Annotated in this window: 21 protein-coding genes and 3 pseudogenes; all 24 read right to left on the bottom strand. The window is 53.2% G+C overall.

Annotated elements, in window-relative coordinates; translation table 11 throughout:
• Window positions 1-537: 537 nt before the first annotated feature.
• Window positions 538-951, bottom strand: a complete 414-nt coding sequence (locus tag B5F19_RS11510) for a DUF3788 domain-containing protein (protein WP_079697807.1) — start codon at window positions 949-951, stop codon at window positions 538-540.
• A gap of 129 nt (window positions 952-1,080) precedes the next feature.
• Entirely contained in the window at window positions 1,081-1,278 is a 198-nt protein-coding gene (locus B5F19_RS11505; protein ID WP_087290581.1) for a helix-turn-helix domain-containing protein, read from the bottom strand.
• On the bottom strand, window positions 1,271-1,693 hold the full coding sequence (locus B5F19_RS11500) for a sigma-70 family RNA polymerase sigma factor (protein WP_087290579.1): 423 nt from the start codon (window positions 1,691-1,693) through the stop codon (window positions 1,271-1,273). The genes B5F19_RS11505 and B5F19_RS11500 overlap by 8 nt, the downstream gene beginning before the upstream one ends.
• A 153-nt stretch (window positions 1,694-1,846) precedes the next feature.
• Entirely contained in the window at window positions 1,847-2,044 is a 198-nt protein-coding gene (locus B5F19_RS11495; RefSeq protein WP_087290577.1) for a helix-turn-helix transcriptional regulator, read from the bottom strand.
• Window positions 2,037-2,396, bottom strand: coding sequence for a DUF3796 domain-containing protein (locus tag B5F19_RS11490; RefSeq protein WP_087290575.1), 360 nt, complete (start codon window positions 2,394-2,396; stop codon window positions 2,037-2,039). Before B5F19_RS11490 ends, B5F19_RS11495 begins: the two co-directional genes overlap by 8 nt.
• Window positions 2,397-2,478: 82 nt before the next feature.
• A pseudogene (locus tag B5F19_RS11485) lies at window positions 2,479-2,687 on the bottom strand (Maff2 family protein).
• 218 nt (window positions 2,688-2,905) lie between these two features.
• Window positions 2,906-3,733: pseudogene (locus B5F19_RS11480) on the bottom strand (TraG/TraD/VirD4 family protein); the annotation flags it as partial.
• A gap of 86 nt (window positions 3,734-3,819) precedes the next feature.
• Window positions 3,820-4,185, bottom strand: coding sequence for a hypothetical protein (locus B5F19_RS11475; protein ID WP_087241854.1), 366 nt, complete (start codon window positions 4,183-4,185; stop codon window positions 3,820-3,822).
• A gap of 78 nt (window positions 4,186-4,263) precedes the next feature.
• On the bottom strand, window positions 4,264-4,455 hold the full coding sequence (locus B5F19_RS11470; protein WP_038260309.1) for a transposon-encoded TnpW family protein: 192 nt from the start codon (window positions 4,453-4,455) through the stop codon (window positions 4,264-4,266).
• A gap of 43 nt (window positions 4,456-4,498) precedes the next feature.
• Window positions 4,499-5,362 (bottom strand): ATP-binding protein, encoded by an 864-nt coding sequence (locus B5F19_RS11465; protein ID WP_087290573.1) that lies wholly within the window; start codon window positions 5,360-5,362, stop codon window positions 4,499-4,501.
• Window positions 5,359-6,111 carry a phage replisome organizer N-terminal domain-containing protein gene (locus B5F19_RS11460; protein ID WP_087290571.1) on the bottom strand — a complete coding sequence of 251 codons (753 nt, stop codon included), beginning with the start codon at window positions 6,109-6,111 and terminating at the stop codon, window positions 5,359-5,361. Before B5F19_RS11460 ends, B5F19_RS11465 begins: the two co-directional genes overlap by 4 nt.
• A gap of 114 nt (window positions 6,112-6,225) precedes the next feature.
• Window positions 6,226-6,624, bottom strand: a complete 399-nt coding sequence (locus B5F19_RS11455) for a cysteine-rich VLP domain-containing protein (RefSeq protein ID WP_087290569.1) — start codon at window positions 6,622-6,624, stop codon at window positions 6,226-6,228.
• The gene (locus B5F19_RS17710; protein WP_172724651.1) at window positions 6,605-6,781 is read right to left on the bottom strand and encodes a hypothetical protein; all 177 of its coding nucleotides are present in this window, start codon (window positions 6,779-6,781) and stop codon (window positions 6,605-6,607) included. Before B5F19_RS17710 ends, B5F19_RS11455 begins: the two co-directional genes overlap by 20 nt.
• Window positions 6,782-6,880: 99 nt before the next feature.
• Window positions 6,881-8,404, bottom strand: a complete 1,524-nt coding sequence (gene mobQ / locus B5F19_RS11450; RefSeq protein ID WP_242972797.1) for a MobQ family relaxase — start codon at window positions 8,402-8,404, stop codon at window positions 6,881-6,883.
• A 108-nt stretch (window positions 8,405-8,512) separates the two neighbouring features.
• A complete protein-coding gene (locus tag B5F19_RS11445; protein ID WP_087290567.1) occupies window positions 8,513-8,809 on the bottom strand; it encodes a DUF3847 domain-containing protein in 297 nt (98 codons plus the stop codon).
• The gene (locus B5F19_RS11440) at window positions 8,749-9,288 is read right to left on the bottom strand and encodes a sigma-70 family RNA polymerase sigma factor (RefSeq protein WP_087290565.1); all 540 of its coding nucleotides are present in this window, start codon (window positions 9,286-9,288) and stop codon (window positions 8,749-8,751) included. Before B5F19_RS11440 ends, B5F19_RS11445 begins: the two co-directional genes overlap by 61 nt.
• On the bottom strand, window positions 9,285-9,746 hold the full coding sequence (locus tag B5F19_RS11435; RefSeq protein WP_087290563.1) for a sigma factor-like helix-turn-helix DNA-binding protein: 462 nt from the start codon (window positions 9,744-9,746) through the stop codon (window positions 9,285-9,287). Before B5F19_RS11435 ends, B5F19_RS11440 begins: the two co-directional genes overlap by 4 nt.
• Before the next feature lie 10 nt (window positions 9,747-9,756).
• Window positions 9,757-10,209, bottom strand: a complete 453-nt coding sequence (locus B5F19_RS11430) for an RNA polymerase subunit sigma-24 (RefSeq protein ID WP_087290561.1) — start codon at window positions 10,207-10,209, stop codon at window positions 9,757-9,759.
• Window positions 10,210-10,311: 102 nt separating this feature from the next.
• On the bottom strand, window positions 10,312-10,725 hold the full coding sequence (locus B5F19_RS11425) for an ECF-type sigma factor (RefSeq protein WP_087290559.1): 414 nt from the start codon (window positions 10,723-10,725) through the stop codon (window positions 10,312-10,314).
• Window positions 10,726-11,214: 489 nt separating this feature from the next.
• Window positions 11,215-12,747: an ABC-F family ATP-binding cassette domain-containing protein gene (locus tag B5F19_RS11415; RefSeq protein WP_087290557.1), complete on the bottom strand. Its 1,533-nt coding sequence runs from the start codon at window positions 12,745-12,747 to the stop codon at window positions 11,215-11,217.
• Window positions 12,748-13,189: 442 nt separating this feature from the next.
• Entirely contained in the window at window positions 13,190-13,543 is a 354-nt protein-coding gene (locus B5F19_RS11410) for a TnpV protein (RefSeq protein ID WP_087290555.1), read from the bottom strand.
• Between the two features lie 26 nt (window positions 13,544-13,569).
• Window positions 13,570-15,450 (bottom strand): recombinase family protein, encoded by a 1,881-nt coding sequence (locus B5F19_RS11405; protein ID WP_087290553.1) that lies wholly within the window; start codon window positions 15,448-15,450, stop codon window positions 13,570-13,572.
• A gap of 91 nt (window positions 15,451-15,541) precedes the next feature.
• Window positions 15,542-16,270 (bottom strand): annotated as a pseudogene (locus tag B5F19_RS11400) (type IV secretory system conjugative DNA transfer family protein); the annotation flags it as partial.
• A gap of 86 nt (window positions 16,271-16,356) precedes the next feature.
• Window positions 16,357-18,258, bottom strand: a complete 1,902-nt coding sequence (locus B5F19_RS11395; protein ID WP_087290551.1) for an AAA family ATPase — start codon at window positions 18,256-18,258, stop codon at window positions 16,357-16,359.
• Between the last annotated feature and the right edge of the window lie 4 nt (window positions 18,259-18,262).

Below are 18,262 nucleotides of genomic sequence, written 5' to 3'. Positions count from 1 at the left end.
CGCAAGCCGCAAAGCAGGGTTTGGGGAAGGCACTCCCCAACAAGTTTCCCGCGAGGGGCAAAACCGCAGAATTGCGGATTTTGGCACCGTGGTAGAAACTTGCTCTAAGACTGCCGCAGACTGCCCCTGTCCGGGCTTTTCCGTACATAGAGCGAATGGAACGGGGCTTTCAGCCCGTTGTGCGCGGCCTTTTTTCTTTCGCCAAAGATACATTTGAAAGGTCGCCAGCTACCCGCTGAACGGGGATTTTTCAAATTTTCTTTTGCCTTAGTAATCCGGGAAACAGGATTTTGGCAACCGGCGGGGCAGAGAATTTTTCCTTTCACTCCCTACAACACCGCATTTTGAAATTTGCCAAACGGAGCAGGCAGCTTTTTTGGCTTCACCTACCTACTACGGGTGACTTTGCGATTTTGCCAAATGGACAACAAAAAAGCAGCAAATCTTTTCAGACTTACTGCTTTCGCTGGCCGCCGGTGGCGGCTGATATTCAGTTTTGAAAGTTCAAGTTTAGATTTCCCCAACGAATTGGAAATGTTATTTCCGATTCGGTTTTCTTTTGATAGCTAACAATTTCATATAATCATCAAATTCAGCCATATTAGTCGGTTCAAACATTACCCATTTTCCGTCGTGGTAGGTTTTTGCTTCATCATATTGTTTACAAACGGAATTAGAAAGGCTATCCCTAATATCTTCAAATTTTGTCCTTTCATCTTTTCCAAAAATAATCATGAAACCAATGCAATTACTTTTTGCATATAGGCAACAAAGTGTTTTGCCACCTCTACGATATTTATACTCGTAAGTCCAATTCTTACCGCCAGTATTCCAAAGTCGTTCCATATCGTATTTTTCATCAATAGCTGAACATAATGTTTGCCATACTTCAAATAAAGATTGTCCGAGCAATTCAGTCATAGTTGATTGAGATGGTATATTTTCGAGCATTGTATCACCTCCATAAATAACAATTTATCGCTGGGTCTATTATACTATATCTGCTCTTCCTTGGAAATAGATGAATTGTAAACTTGCTGAGTGGCACCGCTAATGACAGTTGGTATTCAGTTTTTCAATCTATCGGTCAAAGCGAAACTTGAATAGCGCGGCAATTAGCTGTTGCTTCACATATTCCTCAACCTCGGCGTTGACCTGCCCGTGTACTTTGGAAAAGTAGCGGATATATCCGGCGTAGTGGGAAAGAACGGCGTTTACCGCTTCCGGGTCGCCCTCATGGGCTTTGACGATTGTTTCATAGGGCAGAAGTTTACTCATGCTCTTTTCCCTCCATAAGCCGCCGGAGTCGCTTCAAGGCAAGCTGGATATGCCGCCCCGCTGTGCTGCGTGTCCGGCCGATATGTACGCCGATCACGCGCTGCGGCTGGCGCAGGAAATAGTAACGGAAAATTTCTTCCTGTGCCTGCTCCGGCAAGAGGGCAAGGGCGGCGGCAAGTTCCGCATGGTACAGAACGGCGGTCTGGCCGCAGGTGGTAAAAAGATATTCTTCAAGCTGCTCCGGCTCGGCAAGCTGGACAAACTTCTCATTCATCAGATAATCAAGGGAAACTTCCCGTTCCCACCTCCGGCGCAGCTTCAAAATTATATCTATGGCGGCGTGACGAATGACAACCTTGCAAAAGGCGTTAAAGGTGTATTGGATATGCACTTTGTAGGCTTCATCTTCGGTCATGGAAATTCCCCCTCTCTGATAATAGTGCGGGGCGGCAGCACTCCTTGCTGTCGCCCCTTGATTGCCTATCTGCAAAGGTGGGCGGGGCTGTCAACGGCGGCGCGTATGCGCCGTTCATCTTGACCGTTGACTGGCTCGGCTGGCTTTGCTATCTTAATCTTCAACAGTAAAAATTTCCTCGATTGAAACATTGAATACTTTTGCTATATTCCATGCCAATACCAATGACGGGTTATATTTGCCTTTTTCTAAATTCCCTATTGTTTCTCTGCGAACACCTACTAACTTTGCCAAATCCTCTTGTTTCATATCATACTTTGCTCTGTATTCTTTAATGCGATTTTTAATCATTCTCTGCTCCTTTTCGTTCTTTCCATTCCAAAACGATAAGTGCAATTGTAAACACAAAAATGGTTACCGCAAAACTCAATCCAAATGCTGTAGGAACTGCTTTTGCAGCGCCATAAATATAAGTGCAGACAAACATAAAAGGAACAAGAGAAATCATTTCAGACATAAAAGCAAATGTTGCAGCCTTTTGAACATTAAGTTGGAAAAATTCATCTGGAATAACCCAAAAATACCTGAGATAATAGGCAAATCCAAAAAAACCATATAGACCATTATTGTCTGTTATCAAGCCTAGAATTGCTATCAATGCAAGCAGAGATAAAAATCCCAAATAGTTAATCTTATGTTTCATAAAATTACCTCCTGTGAAATGTGGTGTATTTCGCTCTTTATGATATAAATATACCACATGAAGTAGCAATCGTCAAGCCACTTCATAACAGCACACAAATTATTTTTACGGAATAGCGGACTGCTGTCTATCAAATTCTTGTGTGTTACTTTACGGCACATGAGCATTGGCACCGGGGTTGTCGTTGCCGTAACCTTCCAGCAGGTTGATGACGCCCCACACGCCGAGACCGGCACCGAGGGCGATAACGAGGGTCTGGAGAACGGTGATTGCCTGATTGAAAAATTCCATAAATAAAGTTGGCCGGAATCAGTTTGAAAAGTTTGATTTAGTCATGGTTCATAGGCATACAAAAGCCGGACAATCCGCCGCCCGGTTTCCGGGCTGGCTGACTCCGGCCTTCCTCCTTTTTCATTATTTTGATTAGAGATCGTCCGCTTTGTACGCCGATGGCCCCAGCGGGGCGGTTGTGGCGGGTAGATACGATCACTCCCTTCTAAAGCGGAACATCATTCGCCAGCTGCGGCGTCGATTTCATACACGTCGCAGACCTGGTTGGGTTTGAGCTTCAGCCGGGCCTTGAGGTAGCCTTCGATGTCAAAGGCGTTCTTCGGGTCGGCGTCAGCGGTGTACTTGTAGTTGGGGTGCTGGGTGATGTCGTACTTGTCCGACAGGAAAGGCCGCACCCCGCGCAGCTGGAGGATGCACTTGCCACCGTCCATGACGGCCAGCTCATCCTGGCTCATCAGCGCCTTCCCCAATTTTTGATAGTTAAGGCTGTGGGAAGTCTCCCGCCCCCGGCTCTCGCCGGTGTTGTAGGTGTCGATGGTCTCCTTGCCCAGCACGGCCTCCAGCTCCTTGAGCGTGGTCGGCTCCTTGCCGCCCAGGAAGATGGAGGAATCCATATTGCCGATGATGGTATCGGCGTTGTCCTTGTAGATGGCCTTGAGCTGGCTCTGTGCCTGCAAGATCAGGCAGGCGGAGATTTCCCTGCTTCGGATGGTGGCCACCAGCTTTTCCAGCTTGGGGATCTGGCCAATGTTGGCGCACTCGTCGATGAGGCAGCGCACATGGACCGGCAGCCGCCCGCCGTACACATCGTCGGCTTTCTCGCACAAGAGATTGAACAGCTGGGTGTAGCACATGGAGATCAGGAAGTTAAAGCTGTCATCGGTATCGCTCATAATGAGGAACAGCGCCGTCCGGCGGTCGCCCAGGGTGTCCAGCTCCAACTCGTCGTAGGACGTGACCTCCCGCAGCTCGGCAATGTCGAACACGGCCAGCCGGGCACCGCAGCTCACCAATATGCTCTTAGCGGTTTTGCCCGAAACGAGTTGTCAAGGACTTTTTAATCAAATTCACAGAAAAGCCACAAAAAAGTGCCAGGAAGCACTTTCATGCTCCTGACACTCAGGCAGGCGGGTCACTTGCGGCCACTTAATAGCTCATCGCAAAGATACGCATATTCCGGCAACTGGTCGATATAGGGTTTCCAGCGCCGCTTAATCTCGGCCAGTTCCAGCGGGTCGGCTTCTTCTATCGCGTGGTCGTTGCCTGTCATATACAGAACATCCATCGCAACATCATCCAGGCACTCGTGACAGAGATCGGCGGCAGACTCTATCCTCCTTCCGGTATCAACATAAAGCGGGTTTAGGCCAATCGCCAGCCAGACAAAGCCCACTTTATCAGACCATAGCAGTTCAAAATTAGTGCTTTGTTGAAGATGCTCGGCAAACACCTTTCGTACCCGTTCAATCTCAGTTTTCTCTTTTTCTGTGTACAGCATTTTCATGTCCTCCTTGGCTAAAAGTTTTGGTGTGTACCATCATCAGTTTAACACAAGGCGGCTGGCTTTATCAGCCGGTCACATCTGCTGTATCTCGTTTTTGAGCATACGCTTGATTTTGTCGCTCATGGTTTCAGTGCTGGTATCGCTGAAATGGACGCGCACCTTGTAGGTGGTCTTGCCGATTTTTTTTACCAGCGCGGGGGCGTCCTCCGGCGCTCTGGCCGGAGTGGTGTCTGCGGTCTGCATGGTACGGGTTTCTTCGCTCATGGCGCTCCTTTCTCCGGGCGGGGCTGCGCCGTCCGGCAAAAAATTACTCATGCTTACGGTTTACAATGTCTTTCGCCGCCTGCTTGGTGGCTCCGGCGTTTTCCTCCCGGAAGTTCTTCCCGGCAAAGAGGATCGGGGCGCACCGTTCCAGGATACGGTCATAGATACGGGCGTGGGCCAGGTCTGGCGGGTTCTTGAGTTCGGCCAGCTTCAGGTTAGTGGTGATAATCATGGGCCTGCGGCTGCGGTAGCGGCTGTCAATGACGAAAAACATCTGCTCCATCGCATACTCGGTGCTGCGCTCCACACCCAAATCGTCAATGATAAGCAGGTCGTACTCGTCAAAGCTGGCGATAAAGTCGGCCCTGTCCTCGGAAAACATCCCCGTCAGGCGGTTCAGGATGGTGGGAAAGTTCGTCATCAGCACCGGCACATCCCGGTCAAGCAGGGCGTTGGCGATACAACCGGCGAAAAAGGACTTGCCGGTTCCCACATCCCCGAACAGCAGCAGGCCGGTGTTGTTCTTATAAGCCTCTTTCCAGTTCTCCACATAGGCGCGGGCCTTGTCCATCAGGGGATTTTGGCCGTTGTCGTTGGCAAAGGTGTAGTCGTACAGATAGCGGTCTTGCAGGCCCTGGGCCTTCCGGCGCTTGATACGCTCCATGCGGCGCTGCCGTTCCTCGGCGGCCTTGCGCTGTTCCTCGGCCTCCCGCTGGCACTGGCAGATACAGCGGGGCATGAAGTAGCCCGGTTTCCCAAAGCATGGCACAACGGTCTGCCGCTGGCCGCCGCACTTCTTACAGTGAATGAGGCCGTCTGCCGGGTCTATGTACTCGTCCCCGGCCAGTTCTACACCGGCGGCTGCCTTGTCGATCAGCGCCCGGATTTCTGCGGTAATCTCCATCATACGGTTTCATCCTCCTTTACGCTGTAATCCCGATTGCGAGAGGACGGGGCTGCTTTCCTGGCGTCCTCACCGGCCCAGCGCCGGATGGTGGCCGCATGGCTCTGATACCGCTTGCCGGTAGAAGCCATGTACTCGGACAGCTTTTCGATGTACTGGCCCCATACCGTGGGAAAGCTGGCCTGCAAGTCTGCCAGTTCCTCGTCCGTCAGAAAAACATTCTGGTAACGGCCATAGGCGCGGGCGCTCTCACTCTCTCTATTCTCTATACTCTTATCTCTAATATCTAATCTCTTATCTCTAATCTCTGGTGGACAAATGTCCCCCCGGCTATATGGTGGACAAATGTCCGCCCCGCCGGATGGGAGCAGTTTTTGACGCTTCAATCGCATACGCTCTTTCTTTTTCCGTTCCCCCTCGGTAGAGGACTGGCCGATCAGCAGTTGGATGTCGGCCATGTAGTAGGCCCCGTCGGTCAAAATCTCCACAAGGCCAAATTCAAGGAACACCTTCAAGGCCCGTTCCACCGTCCCCACCTGATGGCGGGTAAAGGTGGCGATGGTCTGGGGCGTGTGGGGCAGATGGTCGTTGAGCATGAGAATACCGCCGCTTTTGAGTGACATGAGGTACATTTTCAGCAGTAGATTGGAGTACAGCAGGCCGTCCTGCATACTCTCCAAAATAACCATCGTTTCGCTGTTGTAGAAGTTTTCTTTCAGCTTGAGATAGTAATATTTTCGGTTGTCTGACATAGGGTTCCTCCTTGGGGTTTATTTCAGGGGTCTGTACGCCTTTAGAGGGCTGTTTTGGGGGCCAGAGGATAAATCTATCAGGCCCCCAGCGACACCCTCGAAAAAGTCCTTGATTTACAAGGGTTTTTCAGCCCCTAAATGCGTAGAAAGGTAGTATCTTTTCCGCTGTCGTTCTGCCTCTTTGCGGCGGCGTACCTGAACAGCACATTCCGGGCAGTATTTGGCCCGGTTGGAGCCGGGGGTGAACAGCGCCCCGCAGACGGCGCACCGCTTGGCGTTCAGGCGGTGGAACAGGGCCGTTTCCAGTTCTCTGTCCAGCGGCAGCACTGCCGCCCGGAACCACCGGCACAACAGGGAGTAGGAAATGGACTGAACGCAGACACATTCCTCCCCATCGTCCAGCGCAATACAGTTGCCGCCGTCATAGTTGCAGCACTCATGTACCAGCCGCCGCGCTCTGCGGTACTGGCGGTAGTCCATGACGGGGATGGGTTCAGGCTTGCTTTTCTTCATGCTGGCACTTCCCACACCCGCCACAGTTGCCGCAGCCCTGGCAGGCATGGGCCTCCGGCTCCGGGCCGGTGGGCGCGTCTGCCGGTTCCGGCTCCAACAGGGCAAGGGGCAGGCGGATGTTCAGGTGGACGGTGACAGGTAAAATAATCTGCTTCATAGGGCAATCTCCTTCCGTGAGTGAATGTTGACAGTTCTGTGCAAAGGTGTGTCGTGAAACGCGACACACCTAAAAGGGGTCGCCAAAACGCCGTACCCTTTACCGCTCTGGTCCCCGGTCGCGGGGCTTGTCCCGTTCCTGCCGGGCCAGTTGGTCGGCGGCCTTGCGGAGCCGTTCCACGGCTTTCAGTTCCTCCCGCATGGCCTTCATGTCGATGCTGTCCACCTGCTTCTGGGCGGTCAGCAGGTCGATCTCGCGCCACCATTCCTTCGGAGAAAGTTCCTCGCCGCTGGCTTTCAGTTCTTTCAGATACCGAGCCGCCGCGTCATAGAGGATCAGTTCCCGGCTGTGGCGCTGCTCGAACAGTTCCCGCTTCTCCGGCTTTACCCTGGCAAGCTGCTTATGGACAGCCTTGTACTCGTTGTACTGCGCCCACATCTCCCCGCGCTCAGTGAGAACAGCGATCCGGCGCTCGGCCTTGACGATCTCTCGCCGCAGGTCATAGTAGCGGGTGTTCATATCTGCGATTTTTTCGTGGAGTTGCTGCATGGACTGGATGCCGTTTGCCTGCAAAAAGCTGAACAGGGCGGCGCTCTCCTGCAAAGCCCGGATTTTGCCGGTGCGGGTGTCGGGCCGCTTGAGCTGCTGCTGGGCCTCCCACAAGTCCATCATGCTGGGCTGCTGTCCTTCCGGCTTCTCCGCCTCGGCCTTCGACCAGTTGTAGAGGCGGGTAATGCGGGCCTTGATTTCTTTCAGCAGCTTATTGTCAGCGGCGATCTGCCGGTTGACTTCTCCCTTGTCGGTGCGGATGCCGCGCTTCTCCATCTGGCTGGCTGCTGGCCCCAGGTGGACAGAGGGGATTTTATCAATGCCCCGGCGCTTGTAGCTGCGGTGGTCTACCAGGGCGGGATGACCGGCGGCCTCCAATGCCCGGTTGGTATAAGCCGCCCATGCCGCCCGCCAAATCTCCACATTCCCTTTGTCGTTCCAGTCTGTGGTGTCCTCCCGGTGGTTCTTCCAGCCGCCTTTCCCGTCCGGGATGCGCTGGCCGTTTTCGTCCAGGTCGTATGCCTTGCGGCACTTCGCGCCCCATGCGCCATTTTCTTTCAGGGGCCGGACGGTCAGCATGATATGAACATGGGGGTTGCCGGTTTCCTTATCGTGGATGGCGAAGTCGGCGCACATCCCCTTGTCCACAAAGTTGTCCTTCACATAGGCCCGGACAAGGGCAAGCTGCTGTTCCCTGGACAGTTCACGGGGCAGGGCTGCCTCAATCTCGCGGGCAAGCTGGCTGTCCCTGGCTTTCTCGATCTGCTCCACACTGTTCCAGAGGGTGGAGCGGTCTGCAAACTCTGGCGGGGCGTGGGCGGGCAGCATGATTTCCGCATGGACAACGCCGCCTTTCCGGGTGTAATCGTGGGTCAGGCCGTCCCATTCATTCGTCAGCTTGGTTCCGCTGCGGTAGGCGGCTGCGGCAACAGCGGAACGGCCCTCGCTGCGCTTGATGATACTGACGGGGATATGGCAAAAATCTATGGGGATCGCCTCCTTTCGGTGAGGGATATTCAGGCCGCAGGGGACGGGACAGCCGCTTGCGGATGTTCCGTGGCCTGTGGCGCACAAGGGGTTTGGGGAGTGTAGCTCCCCATCGCGGACGAAGTACGCAACAGCCCCCGGCAGGGCGCACGACACCGGCAACGGTGTATAAGTGCGCCCTTGTAAACAAGGGACTTACGGCTTGTCCCCGGATTTCGGCAGTTTTGCGGCCAGTTCCGCCGCCCCCGGAAGATGGGACAGGGCAATCAGAAATGCCTTGACCTCCATGCCGGGAAGGCCGGGGGCCAGAGGGAACACGCCCTCCAAAATGGCCCCGCGCTCAATCAGGCGGCGGGTGCGGGCCTTGCGTTCCTCGTTACGCTGCTTGTTCTCCAAAATCTTCTGGCGGTTCTCAAGCTGCCGGATCTCCTTCAGGACTTCTTCGCGCTCGTCCTTTTTCGGTTTCGCTTGGGTGGTGTGGTCTTTGTGCATATCGCTTTCTCCTTTGGCGGCTCCATCCAGCCGCGCCTGATATAATATTTCTGCAACTTGATGATGGCGTTGCGTACCGTGACAATGGCCGCCGATGTGGTAAAACCTTCGGCCTCGGCAATTTCTTTGAACGGCTTTCCCTCCCAAAACCGGGCGTGCAGGCAGCTCGCCTGCCGGGGCGTCAGGGTGGCAAGGGCCTCCCGGAGCCGTTCCATCATCAGGGCGCGTGCGGCCTCCTGTTCCCGTTCCGTTTCCTTCTCCATCAGAATATCCTCCGGGGAAACGGCCTGCTCCGGGAAATGGTTTTCCATGCCGGGGGATGCGTCCAGAGAGTAACAGTGATAATGCTGTTTGGCGTCATTGGCGTCCTCTGCGCGGTTTTCCTCTACAATGGCGTCTGCAACCTCGTCCGGCACTTCCACAAAGGTGTCTTTCTTACAAATCGGGTAGTAGTATTTTTTTAGGTTGATGGTTTTCATAGGCCGCTTGTCCGTTTCCGGCGCATGAAGTACCGGCGCAGCCGCCGGAGCGCCGCATAGATGGACTTTCCCGCCTGGGATGGGGTGATCCCTTCCATCGCGGCAATATCCTTCACTTTCATCCCCAGCATATACCGGGCATGGACACGGCGAGCCTGCGTTGGGGTAAGAGTGGAAAGGGCCTCATAGAGCCGCCGGATCAGCTCGGCGTGTTCGGCCTGTTCCTCTTTCTGCGCGATGTAGTCCTCTGGCGATGGCTGCGCCCAGCCGATGGCAGCTTTTTCAATCCCATCGTCACAGTCAAGGGAGTAATGGGCCTTGTAGCGGTACATCTTACGCTCCCTGGCAGCCTCGGCCCGCTTGTCCAGCAGAAACGCCTCGACAATTTCATCCGACACCTCCACAAAGGTGTCCTCGGTGCAGAATGGGTAATACTGTTTGAGGTTGATCGTCTGCATAGGCCCGCCCTCACTCTGACGGGAAAAGGCCGTCATAGCAGCGGCGCATATTCCGCAGGCCCCGCCGGATGGCAATACTGATCTTGCTGCTGTGTACGCCCTCCATCCGGGCAATTTTCGGCTGGTTGATACCGGCGATATAGTAGGCCCGGACGCGGCGGGCCTGTGTAGGGGTGGCATGGGCCAGGGCCTCTGGCAAGGCGGCAACCAGCCGCAGGCGGGCGGCCCGTTCCTCGCGCTCCAAAAGGATTTCCTCCGGCGATCTGCCGTGTTCCAGCGCATAGTTCTCCGTCCAGCTATATGCGTCCAGAGAGTACCAGGCGCGGTGGTAGACCTTCCGGCGCTCATAGTTGTTCATCTCGCGCTGGGCCTGCCGCATGGCCTCCCAAACCTCGTCGCTGACCTCCACAAATTCATCGTGCCGGTAGTGGGGATAAATCCACCGCAGATTGATGGTTTTCATAGGCTTACCTCCTGAAAATGGGAGAGGCGGGCAGCTTGTCCGCTGTCCGCCTCCCCTGGGATAAGGGAAACAATCCCTTTCACTTGGTAGCCCGAAAACAGGTCATTCGTTAAGCCTGTTTTCAAAGAATTTTATAAATTTTTTTCTGACTGCCTCCACACTCTGATACACGGCCACTTTGGAGCAGCCGCACACCGTCCCGATCTCCGCAAGGGTCAGCCCGTCCAGGGCATAGAGCAGGAACCGGCGGCGCTGGGCCCCGGTGCAGGTGTCCAGGACGGCCATCAGCTCGCCCAGCGTTTCCTTGCGGCAAAGGTAATCCTCCGGCGTTTCGCCGTAGATACCCACGCCCTCGGTGGCAACTATGTATTCGTCAAACTCCCGGCCATCCCAGTGCCGCCGCTGCTCATGGGACAGGTTTTCGGCTTTGTGGTCGGCCCGGTCAAGAAATTCATAGACTTCCAGCGTGACCTCCACGGCCACAGCTTGTCCATTGTAATTGATGGTGACTTCCATCGGCCTTTCCTCCGTTCAGATTTTTGCGGGAAAATCTGAACGGGGCGGCGGGGAACGACACCGGGGGCAGGGTTCGGGCCATGTTGGCCCGATGTTCCGGCCCCATAGGTATGAAAAAACGCCCGGACAGCATGAAGCTATTCGAGCGCAAAAAACACGGTATTCAGTTACATTGTGACAATTTTCGCACTGGCTGCCAGACGGGGCCTGTCCGGTGGCCGGGCTTTTTTTGACGATAGTGCAAATATCGTCTGAATTTGTCGGCGGTCAGTGTGCTTCATGGCGGCTCCCTCCTAAAGCCGCCGTTCTTGTTAGTATTAGAACCTCATTCCTATGAGAGAATAGAAATCGGCGGCCTTGAATGTCTTTCAAAACCGCCGCCGGATAAAAATGTAAATTGAGCGCACAAAAGCAGCCTGCCCGGTTACGGTTTTTTTCTTTCCCTGTTTACGGGGCAGGAGCGTTTGTGAGTTATATTTATTCTATTGTTTATTTTTTCTCGATATTGATAATCCGCTGAGTCCAATCCCGGTAAAAGGCCTCCTCATGCGATACGAGCAATACCGTTCCCGCAAAAGTTGAAAGGGCTGTTTTCAAAGCCTCTTTTGCCTGTACATCTAAATGGTTTGTAGGTTCATCCATAATTAAGAAATTGCAGGGAGTCAGAGTAAGCAGACACATTTTTACCTTTGCCTGCTCTCCACCGCTTAATGTTCCTATGGCCTGCATAGCGTGTTTACTGGAAATCCCACATCGTGCCAAATGTTTGCGGACATCTTTTGTCACCATATTGGGATAAGCATTGGCAACAATTTGAATGGGCGTCAATTCAGGTTCTTGCCACTCTAAATCCTGTTCAAAATATCCGATAGTAACCTGATCGGAAAATTTGAAATGGCCCTGCATAGATGGAATTTCCCCAATCAGGGTTTTTAACAGTGTCGATTTTCCAATCCCATTAAATCCAGTAATAACAACTTTTTGTCCTCCCTTAATGCTAAATTCAACGTTTGATAAAACGGGGTAATGGTAGCCAACTGCCAGATGTTTCACCAACAAGTGTTCTGTATTGGTTAATGGAAGTACGGGAAAATGGAAGTACGGAATAATTTCCTTTTGGTCTAAGGCTTCCATCTTTTCCATCCGGTCAAGCTGCTTTTGTCGTCCCCTCGCCATTTTTGCTTTTCTTCCCGCTATGTTCTTCCGTATAAATTCCTCCGTCTTTTTAATTTCCTTTTGCTGGGCCGCATATTGTCTTACATAATCTTCCCGCAGCAAAGTTTTCTTTCGCAAAAATTCGGAATACGTGCCATAGTATTTCGTGATAGTATCGTTATCAATATCACAAATGCGGTTCGCTATCTTATCCAGAAAGTCATAATCATGGGAAACTACTAAAAAAGCATTTTCCAAAGCAGATAAATATTCTGCCAGCCATGTCACATGGTCTTTATCAAGGAAATTGGTCGGCTCATCCAGCAACAAAACATCCGGTTTTTCCAGCAGCAACTTCGCTAAAATTACTTTGGCTCGTTGTCCGCCACTCATTTCTGCAATCGAACGGTCAAGGCCAATAGCCAGAAGTCCTAACCCATTGGCGACACGCTCAATGGCTGTATCTATCGAGTAAAAATCGTGGGCTTCAAGCTGCTCCTGATAATGGGCGGCCAGTTCAAGGCTTTTCATATCGCCGTCAGCAGCTTTTTCATAGAGCTCCATTGCCTGTGCTTCCATATCAAATAGCTTTGAGAAAGCAGATTTAAGAAATTCCTTCATCGTTAGGGAATGGTCAATTTCCGCATATTGGTCTAAATAACCAACCGTAGTATTTGGTTGCCAGACGATACGCCCGCTGTCTGGAATGATCTGCTCCGTACAGATTTTGATTAAAGTGCTTTTGCCGGTTCCGTTCTGTCCGACAATACCAATATGTTCCCCCTTGTTGAGTGTAAAGCCTGCATTTTTGTATAGCACATTCTCTCCAAAAGAGTGTGTCAGTCCGTCAATTTCTAATAAGCTCATGTTTATCAAACCTTTCCTGTATATTCTGGGCAAAAGAAAAAGGCAGAAAGCAAAGATACATAAGTGTATCTGCCTTCTGCCTCTGGCATAGTAGCTCAAAAACAAAAGGCCATGGACAAAACATTGTCCATAGCCTCATACACATTATAACTGCATGGGAAGCCGCTTCCTAAAAATGGGTATAAAATCCCCTTTGATGGCTTCCCGATGAAATCTAAATGCGTCGTTTATACGCTATACTCTGCACAATGTTTCATCGGTATGGATTGTACAGAGTTGATTTTCTTTTTACGCTGATCGGTCAAATGAAAATTCATAGTCATGCCTTTATCTCCTTTTGAGAGGTACAACTCTCGATTCTAATAATACTATGAGGGGTTCAATTTGTCAATCGTTGCCTCAAGAAGTACAGATAATAAGTAAAAAACTTCTGCTGTTTCATCTATGTCCAAATTAGTTCGCTAAAAATAACTTCCTCCACCTGTGCTTTCAGCGTATTCATCAGCCCCACCCAGCGCATGGGGTCACGGGCTTTCAGTTCCTCGGTGACGCCTGCCGCCTCCATCATGTGGGGCAGCATGGCGTCCATCCGTTCACGCGCCGCCCGGTCAATCTCCAACAGGTGCGGGTTCAGCTTTTCGCTCAAAATCAAGCTGCTGTAAAGGCCGGGCCGGTGTTCCTTCAGGTAGCGTTGCCGCATACGGCCATACTTGCCAATGGGGGCCTCCGGCTGCTCGGAAAGTTTCAGGTCGGGGATGTAGTAATCCCCGCAGCGGGTGTAAGTCAATTTGTTCATGTTCGTCCTCCTTTGCACTGTGATGGTTAAACTGCGGCGCTGGCCGATACGGTGGCCTTGCGCGGCTCCTGCCTGGGTAACTGGCTGACGGTGGTAAAAATGCCCTTCTCCATGTCCTCGGCCCGGATAGCTGCCTTTGCCGCCTCCACCTGGGCCTTGCGCTTGGCGTTGTAGCGTTCTTCCCATTCCTTCTGCTTGCCGTTTGCCTTGCGGCGCAAATAGTTCTGGTGAAGCCTGTCCTTGCGTTCCTCCTTCTTCCGCAGTTCTTCCTGCTCCTCCGGGGTCAGGGGAACCGGCTGCAAGGCGGGCGGGATATACCGGCCCACAAAGTTGAAGTAGATTTCAACCTCCTGCGTGGTGTCCTGGCTGCCTTTCCGGGCGCGCTCATGGACAAGAATTTTCTCTACAAACTCGTTGAGCATGGTATTTGTCAGCGTATCGAAATTTTCGTACTTGTCAATCAGGGCAATAAACTTCTCCGCAGATTTCCGGCTCTGCTCATAGCCGGTAACGGCCTTTTCCAGTTCCGTGATTTCCGCATTGAGAGCGTCCTGCTCTTTAGCATACTGTGCGTCCAGGGCCTCATACCGGGCGTCCGGCAGCTTACCCAGGGCGTTGTCCTCATAGATTTTGCAAATCAGCTTTTCCAGTTCCCCGGCCCGCTTTTGGGCGGCGGCCAGCCGTTTCCGTTTCTTGGATATATCGGCGGTCTGCTGGGCGGCCTGCGTTTCCTGGACGGTGCGGATAAACTCGGCCCGGTCATTCTTGGAATACTCCGCGATGGCCCGGAGCATATCGGCAATCAAGGTCAGAACAGCTTCGGCCTTGATACGGTGCTGTGTAGGGCAAAGGGAGCTGATAGGGTATTTCCCATACTGGCCGCAAGTGTACTGCGGGACGCGCTTGCCATTGTATGTGCGGTGAACATACATCTTGCCACCGCAATCGGCGCAGTACATCAGGCCGGTCAGGGGATGGGCCTCCCCAAAGCCGTCCGGGTAGCGTCTGGCGTTTCCCCGGATACGCTGCACATTGTCAAAGGTTTCCTGGTCGATGATGGCCTCATGGGTATTCTCGAAAATCGTCCACTCGCTTTCGTCAACATAGTGGCTTTTCTTGTCCTTGAAGTGCTTGCGGGTTTTGAAATTGATGGTGTGGCCCAGGTATTCCCGCTTTTTTAGGATGTTCACAATGGTGGATGATCCCCAGCCGTAGGGGTCTTTGACCGGCTTCGTCCTGTTTACTCCTTCGTCAAAGCGTGCCAGATGGACAGCGGGGATTTCAACCTTTGCCTCGGACAGCAGCTTGGAGATTTGATAGGGGCCATAGCCTTCCATCGTCAGGGAAAAGATGCGGCGTACCACTTCGGCGGCTTCTTCGTCCACAAGCCAGTGTTCTCGCTTTTCGTCCCACAGATAGCCGTAGATAACGGTGCCGGTTAGGTGCTTGCCGCTCATGCCTTTGGATTTGAACACAGAGCGGATTTTTCGGCTGGTGTCACGGGCGTAAAATTCGTTCATAATGTTGCGGAACGGGGTAAAATCATCATCGCCTTTCAGACTGTCAACACCGTCATTGATCGCAATCAGCCGGACGCCGCGCTGCCGCAAAATCTCCATGACCTGACCGACTTTCAGATAGTCGCGCCCCAGGCGGCTCATGTCTTTGATAACAATGGCCTCCACCCGTCCGGCCTCGACTTCCTCCATCATCGCCAGAAAGCCAGGACGGTCAAAGCGGGTTCCCGATACGCCGTCATCGGTGAAGTGGGTGGGATTCGGCAGCCCGTTCCGGCGGGCATAGTCCTCTAACATCTTTTTCTGGTTCGATATGGAGTTACTCTCGCCCTGTAACTCATCATCGCGGCTCAAACGCTCATACAGAGGGGTGATTTTCTCGTTTCTCATGGCTGTACCTCCTGAAATGAAAATGCTCTAAGTGACTGCTTCACTAACCATGACAAAAACCATGATTAAGAAGTCACTTAGAGCATACATCTCCCGCGGCCAATTTATATTTGGCATATTGCCGCACCGCGAAGTGGTTGGGTTCCCGCTCTTTCAGCTCATCGAACATCAGGTCCACGGCGTTTTTGAACTCCTCATCATCCTCCCGGACCTCCATGCTGTTGATCATTTCAATGAGGGTGGAGAAATTCTGTTCCTCCACCGGGGCCTCGTAGTGGATGTAGCCGATGAGCGCGCAGTACAGCAGCGTCTCCGCCTTGACCCAGAAATCGTCCCCGGCCTTGCCCTCTCCCTTGGTGTTGGCGATGAGGGTCGTTACCAGCTTCAAGATGTCCTTTTCGCTATGGATATAGCTGAAAGGGTTATAGTGCATCGACTTCTTGAAGTTGATGGTGTTCAGCACCTTGATCTGGTATGGCTCATACACGATTTTGCCGTGTTTGTCCTTCACCGGCTTGCCGTCCTTGCCCAGCTTGGGCGCACCCCGCTGGAGCATTTTGCCGCACTCCACCAGGATGGTGCCCTTGGGATCGGTGACCACATAGGAGCTGTGCATCTGCATCAAATTCGGCTTCAGCCAGAAGCGGGTCTTGCCGGAACCGCTGCCGCCGATGACCAGCACGTTTTTATTGCGGGCATACTTGGGGTTCTTGGGACGGCTGGACATGGTAAGGCGCTCGGTTTGGGTCAGGATGACGTTGTTCTGGAACACCGGGTCGATGTAGGGGGCAATATCCTCATGGGTGCCCCATGAAGCGTTTTGTCAAGTGCTATTTTGAGTTATTGACGCACAATCAAAGTGAAAGCGCGAAAGTGCAAAGCGCAAAGGGTCTGCACTTTGCGTTTTCAGCTTGCGGGTTCGGGCGGCTGCTTCTTCTTGATGAAGTTGTACCATTGACCGCCGACGCGCCTTGCATCCAAAACACCGCCCATGTTGCGCTTGGCGTTCTGCACCGTCCTTTCAGATATTCCGGCTTCGGCTGCGGCCTTTACAATTTCCTCGCTGGCAAGCTCTTTCCCGTCTGCAAGCAGGTCAAGTATCAGCCGTTCCGCCTGTTCGGTCTTGGTGGCCGTGTTGCCGCCCGCGCCGGACAGCAGCTCGTCGGCGGTAATGTCATACTCGCCTATCCACGAAAAGCCCGTTTCCGGGTCAAGGCAAAAGGCTATGGGCTTACCCTCCGGTGCAAGAGAAGATTTGTCATGGACGATAACGCGCACATTCGGTTCCCGTTTCACGCGCCCGATCAGCAGGACGCTCCTTGCTGCGGCGCGGAAGTCGATGGAGCCTAAACCCCGGTAGGCGCTCTGTCCTCCGGCGGCTTTGTTGAGGTGTCCGATTAGGATAACGGCGCACCCGGTACGCTCGGCAATCTCGGCAAGGCGGCGGAACATGGGGCGTATCTCGTTGGCCTTGTTCATGTCGGTTTTCTCGCCCACATACGCCTGTATGGGGTCAAGGATAATCAGCCGCGCCCCGGTCTGTCGGATAGCTCTCTCTATGCGCTCATCGGACAGGGAAAGCCCCTGCTTGCTCTCGTCAATGACAAGAATGCGGTCAAGGTCTGCTTCGGCTTCCATAAGGCGGGGCTTGATGGTGTCGCCCAAACCGTCCTCGGCAGTCTGGTAAATCACATTGAACGGCTCATGCACTGCCATGTGGGGGAACGGCTTGCGGTTGGTACAAGCGGCGGCAAGGCGTAGGGCAAAGGTGGTCTTGCCCTCGCCGGGGTTGCCCTGCACAATGGTTACTTTCCCAAAGGGGATATACGGCTCCCATAACCATTCGACGGTCTGCGTGTCCACCTCGCTCATGCGGATAATCTCAACGGTTTCTTCCTGCGGCGGCTCTTTCAAGCCGTAGACCGCTTCTCGCAAATACTTCCCGTCTGTGATTTCTGCCCGGTGCTGCAATACCTCGTTCCAATCCTTGAAAAGAGGGATAAGCCGGTGGACGGTGTAGCCCTCCGGCATGAGCTTCACAAGGCGGCTGCAAGCGTCGTTTCCGGCTTCGTCGCTGTCAAGGCAGAGATAAACGGTCTTGATGTTCGGACGGTCAGAGAGAAAGCGGAGCAGGGCTTTTTCTCCCACGCCGCCCAATGACAGGTAGCTTTGCTTCTGCCAATCCTTTTTGAACAGGCAGAGGAAAGAGAGCAAGTCAACGGGGGCTTCAAAGACAAACAATCTTTCGCCCTCGCCCCGGTAACAGAAGTTAAAGGCTTTGTCGCTGCCTTTCACATCAAGCCGGAAGTTTCCCGCCGTTCCCTTGCTGTGGGCGTAGCGCGGTATTTCGTCCTCGTCCCGCCCCACAAATACGGCGTTGTGGTGGGCTGCGTCCTCATAAATATCGCCGCGGGCAAAGAAAAAGCCCGTCACATCTTCATCAATGCGGCGGGCTGCTGTAAGGTAGTTCCTCGCTGTTCGGTTGTCGCTGTTTGGGGGTGGTAGCCGAAAGTCGGAAAGGGACGTGGGGCAAGGTCTGTCCGGCGGCGGTGCGGCTCCCTTTTCTCCTGTGAGAAGTTCCACGGCTTCGGTGAAGCTCTTGCCGAAAAACTCCATGACAAAATCAATGGGGCCGCCGCCCTTGCTCTGGCTGTGGCGATACCACTTGTTGCCCCGGACGGTCAAGCTGTCGTGCCGTTTCCAGCGGTATTCATTCCCGGCGCGGGTAAGCTGCTCGCCCTGTGATTGCAGGAAAGAAACAAGGTCGGCTTGGTTCGCCCGGTTTATCTGTTCTTGGGTGTAGTACAAAAAT

This window comes from Pseudoflavonifractor sp. An184 (assembly GCF_002160305.1).
Classification (GTDB): domain Bacteria; phylum Bacillota; class Clostridia; order Oscillospirales; family Oscillospiraceae; genus Lawsonibacter; species Lawsonibacter pullicola.
The sequence above is the reverse complement of the archived record's forward strand: the minus strand, read 5'-3'. Positions and strand labels throughout refer to the sequence as shown.

Coding starts and splice junctions, on each gene's coding strand:
- B5F19_RS11510 (WP_079697807.1), bottom strand. CDS start 951: ATGCTCGAAAATATACCATCTCAATCAACTATGACTGAATTGCTCGGA.
- B5F19_RS11505 (WP_087290581.1), bottom strand. CDS start 1,278: ATGAGTAAACTTCTGCCCTATGAAACAATCGTCAAAGCCCATGAGGGC.
- B5F19_RS11500 (WP_087290579.1), bottom strand. CDS start 1,693: ATGACCGAAGATGAAGCCTACAAAGTGCATATCCAATACACCTTTAAC.
- B5F19_RS11495 (WP_087290577.1), bottom strand. CDS start 2,044: ATGATTAAAAATCGCATTAAAGAATACAGAGCAAAGTATGATATGAAA.
- B5F19_RS11490 (WP_087290575.1), bottom strand. CDS start 2,396: ATGAAACATAAGATTAACTATTTGGGATTTTTATCTCTGCTTGCATTG.
- B5F19_RS11475 (WP_087241854.1), bottom strand. CDS start 4,185: ATGCTGTACACAGAAAAAGAGAAAACTGAGATTGAACGGGTACGAAAG.
- B5F19_RS11470 (WP_038260309.1), bottom strand. CDS start 4,455: ATGAGCGAAGAAACCCGTACCATGCAGACCGCAGACACCACTCCGGCC.
- B5F19_RS11465 (WP_087290573.1), bottom strand. CDS start 5,362: ATGATGGAGATTACCGCAGAAATCCGGGCGCTGATCGACAAGGCAGCC.
- B5F19_RS11460 (WP_087290571.1), bottom strand. CDS start 6,111: ATGTCAGACAACCGAAAATATTACTATCTCAAGCTGAAAGAAAACTTC.
- B5F19_RS11455 (WP_087290569.1), bottom strand. CDS start 6,624: ATGAAGAAAAGCAAGCCTGAACCCATCCCCGTCATGGACTACCGCCAG.
- B5F19_RS17710 (WP_172724651.1), bottom strand. CDS start 6,781: ATGAAGCAGATTATTTTACCTGTCACCGTCCACCTGAACATCCGCCTG.
- B5F19_RS11445 (WP_087290567.1), bottom strand. CDS start 8,809: ATGCACAAAGACCACACCACCCAAGCGAAACCGAAAAAGGACGAGCGC.
- B5F19_RS11440 (WP_087290565.1), bottom strand. CDS start 9,288: ATGAAAACCATCAACCTAAAAAAATACTACTACCCGATTTGTAAGAAA.
- B5F19_RS11435 (WP_087290563.1), bottom strand. CDS start 9,746: ATGCAGACGATCAACCTCAAACAGTATTACCCATTCTGCACCGAGGAC.
- B5F19_RS11430 (WP_087290561.1), bottom strand. CDS start 10,209: ATGAAAACCATCAATCTGCGGTGGATTTATCCCCACTACCGGCACGAT.
- B5F19_RS11425 (WP_087290559.1), bottom strand. CDS start 10,725: ATGGAAGTCACCATCAATTACAATGGACAAGCTGTGGCCGTGGAGGTC.
- B5F19_RS11415 (WP_087290557.1), bottom strand. CDS start 12,747: ATGAGCTTATTAGAAATTGACGGACTGACACACTCTTTTGGAGAGAAT.
- B5F19_RS11410 (WP_087290555.1), bottom strand. CDS start 13,543: ATGAACAAATTGACTTACACCCGCTGCGGGGATTACTACATCCCCGAC.
- B5F19_RS11405 (WP_087290553.1), bottom strand. CDS start 15,450: ATGAGAAACGAGAAAATCACCCCTCTGTATGAGCGTTTGAGCCGCGAT.